The organism is Knoellia sp. B-D-2 (assembly GCF_057714695.1).
The window spans coordinates 1389133-1404317 of the sequence record NZ_CM173189.1; the positions used below are offsets into that span (position 1 = coordinate 1389133).

General features: G+C 72.8%; 16 protein-coding genes. 6 read left to right on the forward strand and 10 right to left on the reverse strand.

Going from position 1 to position 15185, the window contains the following annotated elements; genetic code table 11:
* Positions 1-16: 16 nt before the first annotated feature.
* Complete coding sequence (locus AC3EU2_RS06670; RefSeq protein WP_488178930.1) at positions 17-1234, reverse strand: ATP-binding protein; 1218 nt, start codon at positions 1232-1234, stop codon at positions 17-19.
* A 136-nt stretch (positions 1235-1370) separates the two neighbouring features.
* On the opposite strand from AC3EU2_RS06670, the gene AC3EU2_RS06675 reads away from it, so the two are divergent.
* Positions 1371-2258 carry a hypothetical protein gene (locus AC3EU2_RS06675; protein ID WP_488178931.1) on the forward strand — a complete coding sequence of 296 codons (888 nt, stop codon included), beginning with the start codon at positions 1371-1373 and terminating at the stop codon, positions 2256-2258.
* 12 nt (positions 2259-2270) lie between these two features.
* On the opposite strand, the gene AC3EU2_RS06680 is transcribed toward AC3EU2_RS06675, so the two are convergent.
* From AC3EU2_RS06680 to AC3EU2_RS06700, 5 genes are all read right to left on the reverse strand, one after another.
* Positions 2271-2609 (reverse strand): rhodanese-like domain-containing protein, encoded by a 339-nt coding sequence (locus AC3EU2_RS06680; protein WP_488178932.1) that lies wholly within the window; start codon positions 2607-2609, stop codon positions 2271-2273.
* 70 nt (positions 2610-2679) lie between these two features.
* A complete protein-coding gene (locus AC3EU2_RS06685) occupies positions 2680-3117 on the reverse strand; it encodes a hypothetical protein (protein ID WP_488178933.1) in 438 nt (145 codons plus the stop codon).
* Positions 3118-3198: 81 nt separating this feature from the next.
* Complete coding sequence (locus AC3EU2_RS06690; RefSeq protein ID WP_488178934.1) at positions 3199-4059, reverse strand: Fpg/Nei family DNA glycosylase; 861 nt, start codon at positions 4057-4059, stop codon at positions 3199-3201.
* Positions 4060-4063: 4 nt separating this feature from the next.
* Positions 4064-5182, reverse strand: a complete 1119-nt coding sequence (locus AC3EU2_RS06695) for an App1 family protein phosphatidate phosphatase (protein ID WP_488178935.1) — start codon at positions 5180-5182, stop codon at positions 4064-4066.
* A 27-nt stretch (positions 5183-5209) separates the two neighbouring features.
* Positions 5210-5980 (reverse strand): GAF and ANTAR domain-containing protein, encoded by a 771-nt coding sequence (locus AC3EU2_RS06700; protein ID WP_488178936.1) that lies wholly within the window; start codon positions 5978-5980, stop codon positions 5210-5212.
* A gap of 77 nt (positions 5981-6057) precedes the next feature.
* Here AC3EU2_RS06700 and AC3EU2_RS06705 point away from each other — a divergent pair, with 77 nt between their 5' ends.
* Complete coding sequence (locus tag AC3EU2_RS06705) at positions 6058-7149, forward strand: phosphonate C-P lyase system PhnL family protein (protein ID WP_488178937.1); 1092 nt, start codon at positions 6058-6060, stop codon at positions 7147-7149.
* Here the strand turns inward: AC3EU2_RS06705 and AC3EU2_RS06710 are convergent.
* Together AC3EU2_RS06710 and AC3EU2_RS06715 are read right to left on the reverse strand one after the other, a co-directional pair.
* Positions 7139-7876, reverse strand: a complete 738-nt coding sequence (locus AC3EU2_RS06710; protein WP_488178938.1) for a VOC family protein — start codon at positions 7874-7876, stop codon at positions 7139-7141. The two genes, AC3EU2_RS06705 and AC3EU2_RS06710, sit on opposite strands and share 11 nt — an antisense overlap.
* Positions 7877-7901: 25 nt before the next feature.
* Positions 7902-8270, reverse strand: a complete 369-nt coding sequence (locus AC3EU2_RS06715; protein ID WP_488178939.1) for a DUF5655 domain-containing protein — start codon at positions 8268-8270, stop codon at positions 7902-7904.
* Positions 8271-8439: 169 nt separating this feature from the next.
* Between AC3EU2_RS06715 and AC3EU2_RS06720 the strand changes: the two genes are divergently transcribed.
* The 4 genes from AC3EU2_RS06720 (at position 8440) to AC3EU2_RS06735 (ending at position 13247) form a co-directional block, all read left to right on the forward strand.
* On the forward strand, positions 8440-10455 hold the full coding sequence (locus tag AC3EU2_RS06720; RefSeq protein ID WP_488178940.1) for a PhoX family protein: 2016 nt from the start codon (positions 8440-8442) through the stop codon (positions 10453-10455).
* 116 nt (positions 10456-10571) lie between these two features.
* A complete protein-coding gene (locus AC3EU2_RS06725; RefSeq protein WP_488178941.1) occupies positions 10572-11000 on the forward strand; it encodes a VOC family protein in 429 nt (142 codons plus the stop codon).
* Between the two features lie 26 nt (positions 11001-11026).
* The gene (locus AC3EU2_RS06730; RefSeq protein ID WP_488178942.1) at positions 11027-12559 is read left to right on the forward strand and encodes an ATP-dependent DNA ligase; all 1533 of its coding nucleotides are present in this window, start codon (positions 11027-11029) and stop codon (positions 12557-12559) included.
* A gap of 52 nt (positions 12560-12611) precedes the next feature.
* Positions 12612-13247 carry an alpha/beta hydrolase gene (locus AC3EU2_RS06735; RefSeq protein WP_488178943.1) on the forward strand — a complete coding sequence of 212 codons (636 nt, stop codon included), beginning with the start codon at positions 12612-12614 and terminating at the stop codon, positions 13245-13247.
* 33 nt (positions 13248-13280) lie between these two features.
* On the opposite strand, the gene AC3EU2_RS06740 is transcribed toward AC3EU2_RS06735, so the two are convergent.
* Together AC3EU2_RS06740 and AC3EU2_RS06745 are read right to left on the reverse strand one after the other, a co-directional pair.
* Positions 13281-14150, reverse strand: a complete 870-nt coding sequence (locus AC3EU2_RS06740) for an ABC transporter permease (protein ID WP_488178944.1) — start codon at positions 14148-14150, stop codon at positions 13281-13283.
* Positions 14147-15178 (reverse strand): ATP-binding cassette domain-containing protein, encoded by a 1032-nt coding sequence (locus tag AC3EU2_RS06745; RefSeq protein WP_488178945.1) that lies wholly within the window; start codon positions 15176-15178, stop codon positions 14147-14149. Before AC3EU2_RS06745 ends, AC3EU2_RS06740 begins: the two co-directional genes overlap by 4 nt.
* Between the last annotated feature and the right edge of the window lie 7 nt (positions 15179-15185).

The following is a 15185-nucleotide window of genomic DNA, read 5'->3' on the forward strand; positions in this document are numbered from 1 at the left end:
TGGCGAAGTCGGTGGCTCAGGCGGTCTGCTCTCGCAGATAGCGTCCGAAATGGGGGACGGTGAAGGCGATCCGGCCGCGCTCCCCGGAGTAGATGAGGCCCTTCTTGAGCAGGGCGTCGCGCGCCGGCGACAGTGATTGCGTCTTGCGCCCGAGGTGGGCGGCGACGTCGGAGGTCGGCACCGACTCGATGTCGTCGAGCTCCTCCTCGCCTGCCCCGCTCATCGCGAGCGCGACGTCCGCCATGGCCCGCAGGTACTCTCGCTCCCCCGGCGTCGCCCGCTCGAACCGCGACCCGAAGAAGCCGACGGCCAGCTCCGACTCGGCTTCGGGCGCGGCCACCCTCACGTCCTCCGCGGTCACCGGGGACGACGGAGCCCGGTCCCACGCCGCCTTGCCGTACGCCTGGATGAAGTACGGGTACCCGCCCGTCGCGGTGTACATCGCGTCGAGAGCCTCCGGCTCGTAGGCCGCGTTCTCCTCGCGAGCCGGGACCACCAACGCCGCGTCGGCCGCCGCACGCGGCAACCGGTCGATTCGCGAGTAGCGGAACAGCCTCTCCGAGTACGACTTCGACGCCGACAGGACCGCCGGCAGGTGCGGGAGCCCGGCACCCACGACGATGACCGGCAGGCCCGACTGCGAGATCTCGTGGCAGGCCGCGCACAGCGCCGAGACGTCGTCAGGTCCGAGGTCCTGCATCTCGTCGATGAAGACGGCAATGCCACGGCCGGTGTCGGACGCGAGTCCGCCCACGTCGGTGAGGAGCTCGACGAGATCGATCTCGATGTCGCCGGAGTCCGCGCGGCCGGAGGCAGCCGGGGCGTCGATCCCGGGGTTCCACCTCTCGCGCAGCTTCGCCCCGGCCGGTGAGTCGCGCTGGGCGAACGCCTTGATGACCCCGAGCACGTGCTGCACCTCGTCGTCGCCGGGGTGCCCCAGCTCACGGACCGCCTGGTGCAGGGCGGACGACAGCGGCCGACGCAGTGACTGGTCCGGGCGCGCCTCGAGCTTGCCGGTCCCCCACGAGGCGCGCACCGCCGCCGAGCGCAACGCGTTGAGCAGCACCGTCTTTCCGACGCCGCGCAGACCGGTGAGGACGATCGACCGTTCCGGCCGTCCCCGGGAGACACGTTCGAGGACGACCTCGAAGGCGTCGAGCTGCTCGTCTCGACCGGCGAGCTCGGGTGGGCGCTGGCCGGCGCCGGGGGCATAGGGGTTACGGATGGGGTCCACGATCGCACCGTATCCGCTCGTCTAGGCCGGACGGCATACATCCGAAGAGGGAGTATGCGGTGTCGCCCGCCGCGCGGACACCGTGCGGAACCGGAAGGACCTCGGCCGCGTCCAAGAGCAGACATCAGGAGGAATGATGACCCGGACGAGGATCGCCGTCCCACTTCTCGCCGCGCTCCTCGTGGGCGCGTGCGGGGCGCAGCAGCCGCCGCCGGCGTCCGGGCCCTCGAGTCCGGGCCGACCGGGCGCCACGCCGGTCGTCGTCGACCCGTCCGGAGAGGTCGTCGCGCACGGGATGCTCATGCAGGACAGTCCGACTGCCCCGGTGGAGCTGTGCCTCGGCGGCGTGGCCGAGTCCTACCCACCCCAGTGCGGCGGCCCGACGATCGTCGGTGAGCTCGACTGGGAGGTGCTGCGCCACGAGCGCGCGAACGGGGTGACGTGGACGTCCGGGGAGGTGTGGGTGGCGGGTCGGTTCGATGCCGAGGCGGGCGAGGACGGGGCGCTGACCCTCAGCCGTGCGGTCAGCGCGACACCCCCGGTGGGCCTACCAGCGCCCGCCGCGTCCGAGCCGTCGTTCCCGCAGCTGTGTGAGGACCCCTACGCCGGTGGCGGTCGGCCCGGCGCCGGGTCCCACGACGAACAGAACGCCCTGGTCGAGCTGCTGCCGACGATCGACGGCTACGTCGCGTCCTGGGTGTCGGACGGGTCCTCGCTCTTCAACGTCCTCGTGACGGGCGACGCCGACGCGGCCCGGTCACAGCTCCGACGCCACTGGCCGGGTGGGCTCTGCGTCGAGCAGCGCGACCTCCCCACGGAGGCGGACGTCCTCGCGGCCCAGCGGGCGGTCGACGCGCGCTTCGGCGTCCTCGCGAGCGGGAGCCGGGCCATGGCCGGAGGGCTCGAGGTGCACGTCACGCTGCTCGACCGCGCCACCCTTGACGGGATCCTCGCCACTGTGCGCCCGTGGCTCAGGCCCGACCAGGTGACGGTGACGAGCGCGTTTCAGCCCGCGCCAGGGTGAGGGCAGCCCGGGTCAGGGGACCTGCGCCCGGCTCCCGTCGACGGTCTCCAGCGGCTTGCCCGCGAAGTGCCACGCCCGCATCCCGCCGTCGAGGTTGGCGACCTCGTAGCCCTGCTGCTCCAGCCACGGCAGGACCCGCGTCACCCGACCGCCGCTGCGGCAGGCGACGACGAGCGGCTCGTCGCGGTCGAGGAACGGCGCGAGCTCGTCGACCCGCGCGGGCAGGTCGCCCATCGGGATGTGGACGGCGCCCGGGGCGTGCCCGCGGTCCCACTCGTCCTGCTCGCGGATGTCGAGGATCGGCGCGTCGTCGGCGAGGTCGGCCACCTGGACCTGGGGGTAGTCGCTCATGCCGACGAGCCTAACCTTCGTGACTCCGCCGCCTGCAGCCGTGGCGTTTCGCCGGGTGCGCTCCGCGTGGTCAGGACGCCCGTACCCCCGCAGCGACGGCGACCATCCCCAGGTACGCGGTTGCGACGGCCCAGTGGGCGTAGAACCACAGACCGTCGGCGCCGAACGTCGCGTTCCCGACGAGCAAAAGGACACCCAGGACGCCCGCGAACACCACACTGGCCACGACGACCGCCTGAGCCACGCGGTCGAGGGCGACGTGGGCCACGGCTCGGGTCGCGGCGACGAAGAGCAGGACGGCGAGCGCGGGAAGCAGCACGATCGGCGCAGCGAACAGCTCCCGCAGGGCGACCTGCAGTCCCAGGCTGCCCTCACGAACGACCAGCGGACCCGCGTGGAGCACCGCCGCGAGCCACCAGGGGACCACGCCCACCACGACGGCGGTCCGCGCCAGACCCTGCGTGCGGACGGAGTCGATGCCGGTGAAGGTGTTCGCGGCCTCACTCATCGGACGAGGGTCCATGGGAGAAGCATGCACCGTTGGGTCCGGGAATGCGCGTCGTTCAGGTGCGACGGACCTTCGCGGGGGCTACTTGAGGAACTTGCTCGTGCGGCGGTCGGCGAGCGGCTTCCCGCCGGTCTGGCAGGTCGCGCAGTACTGCAGGGACGAGTCGGCGAACGACACCTCGCGCACCGTGTCGCCGCACTCGGGGCAGATCTCGCCGGTGCGTCCGTGGACCCGCATCCCGGAGCGCTTGGCGTCCTTGAGCTCGGCGGCGGGCTTGCCCGACGCGGCGCGGACCGCCGCCGACAGCGTCTCGCGCAGCGCGGCATACAGCCGTTCGGTCTCGTCGTCGTCGAGCTTCGCGGCGATCGCGAACGGGGACAGCTTCGCGACGTGGAGGATCTCGTCGGAGTACGCGTTGCCCACCCCGGCGATGATCGACTGGTCGCGCAGGACGCCCTTGAGCTGGTGCTTGCGGTCGCTGAGGATCTCGCGGAACCCGCTGAGCGAGAACGCGTCCGCGAGCGGGTCCGGACCCAGCCGCGCGATCCCGGGGACGTCGGCGGGCGAGGAGACGATGTATGCCGCGAGCGACTTCTTCGTGCCCGCCTCCGTGAGGTCGAAGCCGGACCCGTCGGACAGTCGGACGCGCAGGGCGATGGGCGACTTGCCCGGACGCAGCAGGTTCGGCGTGATCGTCTCCGACCAACGCAGCCAGCCGGCTCGGGCGAGGTGGAAGACGAGGTGGGTGCCGCCGCAGTCGATCTCGAGGAACTTGCCGTGGCGCGACACCGACTCCACCGGCGCCCCGACGAGCGCCTCGGGCGGGGGGGTGAAGGTCTTGAGCACCGAGAACGACCCGAGCTCGACACCGGTCACGGCGAGGTCGGCGGTGCGCGTCGCGAGGAAGTCGACCAGGGCCTGCACCTCGGGCAGCTCGGGCATGCGCTCACACGCCCCACATGTCGGACGCCTCGAGTGCGCGGGCCCCCGCCTCGGGGTCGACGACGTCACCCTCGACGATCGGTGCGACGAGCCGGGCCAGCGCGTAGCCGTCGGGGGCCCGCACGACGGGGGCCTTGATGTCCTGGGTCGGCGCCGGGGCGAGGTCGTCGTTGGCGACCGGGATGCCGTGCGAGAGGACCTGCTCGCCGACGCTGAGCTGGCGGATCGCGATGGCCCGCACGGCGTCCGGGCGTCGCGTCGCGAACTCGGTGTAGAGCTTGGGGTCGTTCTGGCCGTCGTCCCCGACGAGCAGCCAGGTGACGTGCGGCAGCTCACGGGCCAGCCGGGCGAGGGCGGAGCGCTTGTGGTCCTGCCCCGACCGGAACCAGCCGGTGTGGGTGGGCCCCCAGTCGGTGAGCAGCATGGGCCCCGGCGGGTAGCCGTTGCGGCGCAGGAAGCGGGTCAGCGAGGGGGCGGTGTTCCACGCGCCCGTCGAGAGGTAGATGACCGGCATGCCGGGGTGCGAGTCGAGGAGCTCGCGGTAGAAGGTCGCCATCCCCGGGACGGGCCGGCGGGTGCCCTCGGCCTTGATGAAGGTGTTCCACCCGGCGATGAACGGCCGCGGCAGCGACGTCGACAGCACGGTGTCGTCGATGTCGCTCACCATCCCGAACGTCTGCCGCGCCCCGATGACGAGGACCGACGCGGTGCTGGGCCGGGCGTGGGGGGAGGTGAGCTCGACCTGGTGCCAGCCGGGGCCGAGTCCGTGCCCGTGGACGACGAGGTCGAGCAGGCCGGAGCGGTCGGTGCGCGCGTCGATCTCGCGCTCACCGATGCGCACGGTCACGGGGACGTCGATCGCGGGGGTCGTGACGAACGCCCGCCAGCCGCGGGCCTCGTCCTCCGCCGACTTCAGCGACTGCACGCTCCCGGCGGCGTCCCCGGAGGCCTGGCGCATCGGGTCCCGCGACATGAGCACGCGGGCGAGGACCCGGATGAAGCCGGCGCTGCCGTACCCGGTGTGCGGGACGATCTTGGTCCCCCAGCCGCGCTCGCGCAGGACGTCGCCCTTGCGACGGTTCCACGCGTCCTCCATGAGCGCGGCGAGGTGCGGGCGGGCCATGAGCCGACTCTAGTGCGCGGCGCCTCGTCAGCCGGTGGGAGACCTGTCGCCGGAGGCGCCGGAGGTGCCCAGGCCGCCCCTGATGCCGGTGACACCGGCGATGACCTGCTCGGCGATCGAGCGGAGCTTGACGTTGCGGTTCTGCGAGGTCATCCGGAGCCAGTCGAACGCCGCGTGCTCGTCGATGCCGCGCAGAGCCATCAGCACCCCCTTCGCCTGCTCGATGACGGCCCGGCTGGCCATGGCCTGCTCGAGCTGGCCGGCGAGCCGCTGGGCACCCTCGAGCCTGATGACGGCGACGATCGCGTCGGCGGCCCGGGCCGCGGCGATGCGGGCGAGCCCGGCCTCGAACGCGTCGAAGGCATGGCGTTCGCGGCCGTAGAGGTTGAGGGCGCCGACGCACTCGTCACCGCTGACGAGCGGAAGCGCCATGACGGAGCGCACCCCGTCGGCGCGGGCCGCCTGCGCGAACCGCGGCCACCGCTCGTCGGGGAGACCGAGGTCGGCGACGAACTCGCCCCGCAGGCGGGCGGCGTCGAGACAGGGACCCTCGTCGAGCTGGTACTGGACGGCGTCCACCTCGAGGGTGTCGACGGTCGAGTAGGCGGCCGTCCGGGGCCGGGAGTCGACGAGCAGGGTGATCCCGACCTCGTCGCACCCGGTGACGTGCCGACGGACCGCGTCGACCACCCGGTCGAGGTATGACTGCACCTCGTCGACGGACCCGAGCACCCCGCCGATGGCCTCGAGCAGCGCCACCTGGGCCGTCGCGTCCGGGGTGACGTCGGTGTCGGTCATGGTCAGGCTCCTCCGTTCGCGGTCGCGCGCCTCCCAGTATGACTCCCCGCGGGGGGCCACCTGCCACGATGTGCGCTGTGACCGGGGACTGGGTGATCGACGCGTTCGGGGCGCGATGGAGCCTCGACACCGTCGCGCTGCCCCGTCCCGAGCGCGACCGGCTCCACGAGCTCTGGGGACGTTGCCGCGTCCCGGGCGCCGCGGCCGGCGACGACGGCGTCCTCCCGTTCCCCGTCTCCACCTCAGACCCGTATGCCGTCTCGCGCGCGGTGACGCTGGCGTCCCTGCGCCGTCGGCGAGGGTCGGCGGTGCTGCTGCACGCGGTCGGGCTCAGCGAGGGCGAACGCGCCGTCGCCCTCGTCGGCGCCTCGGGCGCGGGCAAGTCGACGGCGGCCATGACCCTGGGTCGCCACTTCGGCTACCTCAGCGACGAGACGGTCGCGGTCGAGTCCGACGGCCGCGTGACGCCCTACCCCAAGCCGGTGTCGGTCGTCACCGACCCGGCGACGCCGCGGGAGAAGCACGAGCTGAGCCCCGACGAGCTGGGGCTGCGAGAGGTGACGGGGACGGCATACCTCCACGGCCTCGTCGTCCTCGAGCGCGACCCGGCCCATGAGGTGCCCGAGCTCGTCGAGCTGCCGCTCGTCGACGCCCTCCTCGCGGCCATCGCCCAGTCCTCGTCGCTGCCGCTCCTCGAGCGACCGCTGCGCCGGCTCGCCGGGCTCGCGAGCACGTCGGGGGGACCGTACGTCCTGCGCTACCGCGAGATCGGCGACTGCGTCGACATCGTGCGCGGCCTGCTCGACGGGACGACCGAGCGAGAGCGCGCCTGCCCGCGCGAGCCGTGGACGAGCACCCCCGGCCCCTCCTCCACGTCCGTCCCCAACTCGCCAATTCCCCCGTTGGGGACGGACACGCCGGTCGTCCGCGCGCCGTGGGTCGACGCGGTCCACGGGGAGGGCGGCACGCTCGTGCTCGTCGGGGACACGCAGGTCCGGCTCGGTCCGGTCGGGGAGGTCGTGTGGCGCCTCGCGGACCGGCCGGTGACGGTGTCGGAGGCGACGGCGGCGGTCGTGCGCGTCCTCGGGGCGCACCCGGAGGCGGACGCCCTCGTCGCCGAGGGGATCGACACGATGCTCGGGTCCGGGGTGCTGCGCGTCAGTCGCTGACGGACCGGCTGGGCAGGATGCAGAGCGCGTTGCCGGAGGGGTCGGTGTAGACCCGCCAGGGCAGGTCGCCCCAGTTGTGGTCGAGCACGGCGCCGCCGAGGTCGAGCAGCCGGGTAGCGGCCTCGTCGGCGTCGTCGCCGGCCTCGAGGCGGAGGTCGAGGTGCACCCGGTTCTTCTCCGCCGCAGCCGCGGTCCGGCGCTCGGGGCACAGCTCGAGCAGCGGTCCCCGCCCGCTCGGGTGTCGCAGGGCGCCCGGCATCGCGCTGTCGGTCGGGACCCACCCGGACAGCTCGGACCAGAAGCGGACGTCGCGCTCGACGTCGGAGCTGTCGAGCGGGAGTGACGAGAGCGGCCCGGACACGGCGTACTCGGGCCGGTCCTCCATGACGCAGAACGGGTTGCCCTCCGGGTCGGCGAGGACGACCCACGGGACGTCACGCTGCCCGATGTCGAGGTGGCGGGCACCGAGCGCGAGGGCCCGCTGCACGACGGCGTCCTGGGACTGCGGGTCCCCGCCGTGGACCTCGAGGTGCAGCCGCGGGCTCGGCGCCGGCGGCGACCCGACGCGTTGGAAGCACAGGTCGAGGGTCGGCCCGTCGGGCACCGACAGCCGCGTCTCGAACGCGTCCGGCTCGTCGACGAGGGTCGAGCACCCGAGCAGCCCCTCCCAGAACCGGCCGAGCCGCTGGGGCTGCTGCGCGTCCACCACGACGTTCTCGAGGTACATGCCCCCTGCCTACCACCGACCGGCGTCAGCCGGCGGCGTCGTAGGCCGCGACGAGCCAGTCGCGGACCGCCCCGTCCACCTCCTCCGGGGTGTGCAGCTCGAGGTGGTGCATCCACGCGTGCGGGCTCGGCTGGACGACCTCCTTCCACCGGGGCGAGCCGTCGCGCTGCGGGAGGGAGAGGGAGAGCACGACCGGGACCGCGCTGCGCACGTACTGGCCGGGCCGCCACAGCCGTGCGAAGGCGCGTCGGCGACGGAAGGCCACCTGGCTCCTCGACACCCGCACGGTGTGTGGCCCGAGCTCCTCGACGATGACGGAGACCGCCGCTGCGATGGACCTCGCCTCCGGGTGCCCCGCGAAGAAGGTGTCCAGCGCGTCCGCGTACGACGTCACGCCTCCAGCGTCCCACCACGCCGCACGGGGCGTCCCGACCGACCCACTCCCGAGGCGTCGACAAGGCGTCATCCCCCGTTCACCGGCGCGACCGCGCCTGGCACCCGACGGTGCCTAGCGTCCCTCTCGGTCTGCTTCCCCGCCCCTGACGCCCGACGAAGGACCCGACGTGACTGCTCCAGCTCGACTGCTTCCGCTGTTCACCCGATCGCACGAGGGTGGCCGCAGCTCGATGACCTGCCAGTACCGCTGCGGCAACGCGTGCGACATGGACGTCCCCAACACCTCCGACAACGAGTACTTCGGCGACCTCGTCGCCGCCGGGTTCTCCCGCCGCGCGGCACTGCGCGCGGGCGGTGTCGGCGCCGCTCTCGTCGGCCTCACGGCGTGGAGTATGCCGTCAGCTGCCGCCGCTCCGGCCGCAGCCGCCGCCACGCCCGGCAGGCCCGGCGCAGGAAGCGCGCTCGGCTTCACCGGGATCGCCCCCACCCCTGCCATGACGGACGCGGTCGTCGTGCCCGAGGGCTTCGCGTGGGCGCCGGTCATCTCGTGGGGCGACCCGCTGTTCAAGGACACCCCGGCCTTCGACTTCGACAACCAGACCCCCGCGGCGCAGCGCGAGCAGGCCGGCTACAACGCCGACTACGTGCAGTTCAGCCAGGGCGGCGCCGGCAACAATCGCGCCCACCGGGGCCTGCTCTCCTTCAACAACGAGTACACCAACGACGAGCTGATGTTCCGGGGAGTGCAGTCGTCGGCGGACCTCACCGACGAGCAGCTGGAGATCGTCCTGGCCGCCCACGGGATCACCATCACCGAGGTCGCGCGGCGCAACGCGAGCTCGCCGTGGCGCTGGGTCAAGGGCGGCAGGCGCAACCGCCGCATCCACACCGACACCCCGTTCGCGGTCGACGGCCCCGCCGCCGGCTCCCCGCACCTGCGGACCTCGGCCGACCCGACCGGCGCCCGCGTGCTCGGCACCCTCAACAACTGCGCCGGCGGCGAGACCCCGTGGGGCACCTACCTCTCCGGCGAGGAGAACTTCAACCAGTACTTCCGCGCCACCGGCGCCCCGGACCCCGAGGGCCGCCTCCGCCGCTACGGCATCACGTCGGGCGGCCGCGGCTGGGAGCGGATCCAGGACCGCTTCTCCGTCGTCGACGAGCCGAACGAGGTCAACCGCTTCGGCTGGATCGTCGAGGTCGACCCCGAGGACCCCACCTCGACCCCGGTCAAGCACACCGCCCTCGGCCGCTTCAAGCACGAGGGGGCCACGGTCGCGCTCACCACGGACGGGCGCGTCGCGGCATACATGGGAGACGACGAGCGGTTCGACTACATCTACAAGTTCCTCTCCGCGAAGACCTACCGGGAGGGCGACCGGAAGCACAACCTCACGCTGCTCTCCGAGGGCGATCTCTACGTCGCGAAGCTCGACGGTGACGGCGCGGTGGACGGCGAGTACGACGGTGGCGGCGCGTGGATCCCGCTCGTCGTCGACGGCGTCTCGCACGTGCCCGGCTACACCGTCGAGGAGGTCCTCGTCTGGACGCGCCTCGCCGCGGACAGGGTCGGTCCGACGAAGATGGACCGCCCCGAAGACGTCCAGCCGAACCCGGTCAACGGCCGCATCTACGCCGCGATGACGAACAACACGGCGCGGACGCCGGCGCAGATCGACGAGGCCAACCCGCGTGCGGCCAACAAGCACGGCCACGTCACCGAGCTCACCGAGGCCGGCGGCGACCACGGCGCCCTGACCTTCACCTGGAAGATCGTCCTCGTCGCGGGCGTGCCCAGCGACCCGCAGACGTACTTCAACGGCTACGACCGGTCCGAGGTCAGCCCGATCAGCTGCCCCGACAACGTCGCCTTCGACGCGGCCGGCAACCTGTGGATCTCCACGGACGGGATGCCGGGCACCCTCAACCACTGCGATGCGCTCTACGTCATGCCGCTCGAGGGCGCGGAGAAGGGGAGGCTGCAGCAGTTCCTCTCGGTGCCGGTCGGCGCGGAGACGTGCGGCCCGGTCATCCTCGGTCCCGACTCCGTCCTCGTGGCCGTGCAGCACCCGGGCGAGGTGTCCGGCGCGACCCCGGAGAACGTCGTCTCGCAGTTCCCCTACCGCGGCGACGGCCAGCCGCGCCCGTCGGCGATCCACGCCTACCGGCGCCACGGCCGCTGACCACAGCCGACTGATGGCGCATTCCGACCGGCGAGCTCCAGCGAGCTGGTCGGAATGCGCCATCAGTCGGGTCCACAAGCCGGTACCTGTCGGCGCGCAGGTCTAGCGTCGACGCCATGGCAATGACACTCAACCCCTACATCCAGTTCCGCGACGAGGCCCGCGAGGCCGTCGCGTTCTACGCGAGCGTGTTCGGCGGCGAGCCGGAGATCTCGACCTTCGGCCAGTACGGCGACCCGGGCAAGGCCGACCCGGAGGGCGTCATGCACGCCGGCCTCCGGACGCCCGCCGGGTTCACCATCATGGCGGCGGACACCCCGCCGGGCATGGAGCTCTCCCCCGGGTCGCAGATCACCGTGAGCCTGTCCGGCGACGACGACGAGCTGCGCACCTACTGGGAGCGCCTCGTCGAGGGCGCCCGGGTGACGGTCCCCCTCGAGAAGCAGATGTGGGGTGACGAGTTCGGCCAGCTCGTCGACCGGTTCGGTGTCGCGTGGATGGTCAACATCGCCGGCCCCGGCGACGACCAGACGCCGACGGAGTGAGCGATCCCGCTCCCGCCCGAGGGGGTATGCCGTTCGCGCGCCTCGTCGAGGCGGCCGACGCCCTCGTGGCGACGCGTTCGCGGACCGCGAAGACCGCGGTGCTCGCCGGGCTGCTGCGCGCCCTGTCACCGGAGGAGTCCGAGGCCGCGGTGGGGCTGCTGCTCGGCAGCATCCGCCAGGGATCGATCGGTCTCGGCTACCGCACCGTCCTCGGAGCGCGTGAGGAGGCGACCCCAGCGGACGCCCCGACGCTGACGATCGGTGACGTCGACGCCGTGCTCGACGAGATCGCCGGGCTCTTCGGCACCGGCTCGGCCGGGGCCCGCCACGCCGCCCTCGTGTCGCTGTGTGAGCGGGCCACCGAGGCGGAGCAGGAACACCTCGTGCGGGCCCTCACCGGCGAGGTGCGCACGGGCGCGCTCGAGGGGGTGCTCACCGACGGACTGGCCCAGGCCGTGGGACTGCCCCTGACCGACGTCCGGCGTGCAGTGATGCTCAGCGGGTCGCTGTCGGGGACGGTGCGGCTCGCCCTCACCTCACCCGAGGCGCTCGAGGGCGTCGGCCTCGAGGTGCTCACGCCCGTCCAGCCGATGCTCGCGTCGACGGCGGTCGACGTCACGGCCGCCCTGCTCGTCACCGGTGAGGCGTCGGTCGAGCACAAGCTCGACGGCGCGCGCATCCAGGTGCACCGCAGCGGGTCCGAGGTCCGGGTCTACACGCGCTCGCTCGCCGACGTCACCGCCCGGGTGCCCGAGATCGTCGAGGTCGCGCGGTCCCTCCCGGTCGAGTCGGTCATCCTCGACGGCGAGACGCTCATGCTCGAGGACGACGGCTCCCCCCGACCGTTCCAGGACACGATGAGCCGGTTCGGCGCCGACGAGTCGCGTCAGCAGGTGCTCGCCCCACGTTTCTTCGACGTCCTCCACGTCGACGGCGAGGACCTCATCGACCGGCCGCTCGGGGAACGGCTCGCGGTGCTGGAACGGATCGGGCCGGCATACCGGATCGCCGGTGAGGTGACGTCGGACCCCGACGTCGCGCTGCGCGTCTCGCGGGAGGCGCTCGCCGCGGGCCACGAGGGGGTCATGGTCAAGGCCATCGACTCGACCTACGCCGCGGGCCGCCGCGGCAAGCACTGGGTCAAGGTCAAGCCGGTGCACACCTACGACCTCGTGGTGCTCGGCGTCGAGCGCGGGTCCGGCCGGCGCCAGGGCTGGCTGTCGAACCTGCACCTCGGGGCGCGTGACCCCGACGGGGAGTTCGGTCCCGAGGGTGGCTTCGTCATGGTGGGCAAGACGTTCAAGGGGCTCACCGACGAGCTGCTGCGCTGGCAGAGCCAGACCTTCCCCGAGTACGAGGTGTCCGACGACGGCTGGGCCCTGATGATGCGGCCGGAGGTCGTCGTCGAGATCGCCATCGACGGGGTGCAGCGCAGCTCGCGCTACCCCGGGGGCGTGGCGCTGCGGTTCGCGCGGGTCAAGCGCTACCGCGTCGGAGACGATGCCAAGCCCGCCGCCGAGGCCGACACCATCCAGTCCTTGCGCGCGATGCTGCGCTGAGCCCCTCCGTCCCCACCCCATCCGCGCGACCGTTCGGCTCCGAACACCACCCGTGGCAGACGCAACGCCCTCACTGACCCGACTCGACGCGCCGCAGAACCCGGGCGCGGTGATCCTCATGCTGCACGGCGGCAAGCCGCGCTCCGGCGACCTCGTCGACGACCGCAGCGCGTCCTGGCAGCGCACGGCGTGGATGGCGCGCTCGATCGCCGGCCGCGCCCACGAGGGGGGAGCGAGCGTGTGGTTCCTGCGCTACGCAGCCCAAGGGTGGAACGGCGGCGCCGACCGCGTCGCCGATGCGCGCTGGGCGCTCGACAAGGTCCGCGCCGCCCACGGGGACGCGCCGGTCATCCTGCTCGGGCACTCGATGGGGGCGCGGGTCGCCGTCCACGTGGCCGACGACCCGTCGGTGGTGGGCGTCGTCGGGCTCGCGCCGTGGTGGCACGACAGCGACCCGGTGCACACCCTCGCCGGGCGTTCGCTCGTCGCGGCGCACGGGCGACGGGACCGGCTGACCTCCTTCGCCGGAACCCACCGGTTCGTCGAGCGCGCCCGACCGGTCGCCGCGCACGCCGAGCTCGTCGACATGGGGCCGCTCGGTCACTACATGGTCAAGGGGGCCGGCGCGTGGGACGACGTCGCGGTCACGTCGTCCCTGGCGCTGCTCGCACCCACCCGAGCCGACTGACGCCCTCCCGGCCAGGGGCGGCGGCGAAGCGGCTCAGCGCGATAGACGCTGGTACTTCCGCACCGCGAGCGGGAGGAACACCAGGCTGATGAGGATCGGCCAGACCAGCGCCATCTCCATGGCGTGCAACTCGATCCAGCTGTCGCCCGTCGGCACGGGGTTGCCGAAGAGCTCGCGGATCGCGTTCGCCGTCGACGACACGGGGTTCCACATCGCCACGAGGCCGAGCCAGTCGGGCATGAGGGAGGGCGGCGTGAAGACGCTCGACAGCATGCCGAAGGGGAACGCGACGGCAAAGAGGTTGCCGGCCTGCTCCTGCCCCTTGACGAACATCGCCAGGTAGACGCCGATCCAGATGAGCGCGAAGCGCAGCAGCAGGAGCAGGAAGAACGCGTATGCCGTCTGGATCGGTCCGCCGTCCGAGCGCCACCCGACCGCGAGAGCGATGACCGCGAGGACAGCGAGGTCGATCGCGGCACCGATGAGGTCGCCCACCCCCCGGCCGCTGACGACCGCCGAGCGGGCCATCGGCATCGACCTGAAGCGGTCCATCACGCCCTTCTCCTTGTCGACGACCATCGCGTAGGCGGTGTTCATGAACCCGAAGGCCATCGTCATCGCGAACATGCCGGGCATCGCAAACGCCTTGTAGTCCGCGCCGCCACCGACGTCCATGGCCGAGCCGAACACGTAGACGAAGAGCAGCACCGACACGATGGGGAACCCGAGCTGCCAGGCGATCATCGACGGCTCGCGCCGGTAGTAGAGCAGCCCGCGCCACACCATCGCGATGCAGTCGGAGACGGCCCACCACTGCGCCGAGTGTCGAACCGGGGTGAGGTCGCCGGCAGGGCCGGCGTCGGGCGCGGCGTCGGGCGCGGTGGAGCTCGTGGGGGCGCTCATCGCAGGGCCTCCTCGGCTGCCGTGGTGTCACGTTCGGGTGGCCCGTCCACGGAGGTGGCGGTGGCGGTGTCGAGCCCCTCCTCCGCGCGGTGGCCCGTGAGCCGGAGGAAGACGTCGTCCAGGGTGGGCCGCCGCAGCGTGATGTCCACGATGTCGAGACCCGAGGCCTGGAGGCGGCTGGCGACCATGCTCAGGGCAGCCACGCGGTCCGAGACCGGGGCACTGACGGTGAGCCGTTCGGCCGACACCGTCGGTTCGCCCGTGGCCGCCCCGGCGAACGCGGCGGCGACCACGGCGAGGTCTGCGCCCTCGGCGGCCACGACCTCGATCTGGTCGCCACCCACCCGGCCCTTGAGCTCCGAGGGCGTCCCGGCGGCGACGGTGCGCCCACGGTCGATGACGGTGACCCGGTCGGCGAGCTGGTCGGCCTCGTCGAGGTACTGCGTGGTGAGGAGCACGGTCGTCCCCGCGGCGACGAGGTCGCGGATCGCCGTCCAGACCTCACCGCGGCCCCGAGGGTCCAGACCGGTCGTCGGCTCGTCGAGGAAGAGGACCTCCGGCGCGAGGATCATGCTCGCGGCGAGGTCGAGCCGCCGGCGCATGCCACCGCTGTAGGCCTTGACGCCCTTGTCCCCGGCGTCGGCGAGCTCGAACCTCTCCAGCAGCTCGGCTGCCCGGAGCCTCGCGCGCCGACGACCGAGGTGGAAGAGCCGACCGAAGAGCTCGAGGTTCTGCCGCCCGGTGAGGATCTCGTCGACGGCGGCGTACTGCCCGGTGAGCCCGATGCGTCGCCTGGCCTCCTGGGGGTGGCGCGCGACGTCCACCCCGCCGACGAGCGCCGTGCCCTCGTCCACCTCGAGGAGGGTCGCGAGCGCCCGCACCGCCGTCGTCTTCCCCGCGCCGTTGGGTCCGAGGAGTCCGTGGACCGTCCCGTGCGGGACGGTGAGGTCGAAGCCGTCGAGCGCGGTCACCTCCCCGAACCGCTTGACCAGTCCGCGCGCCTCGATGGCCCAGTCGTCTCCTGCCATGCCACTG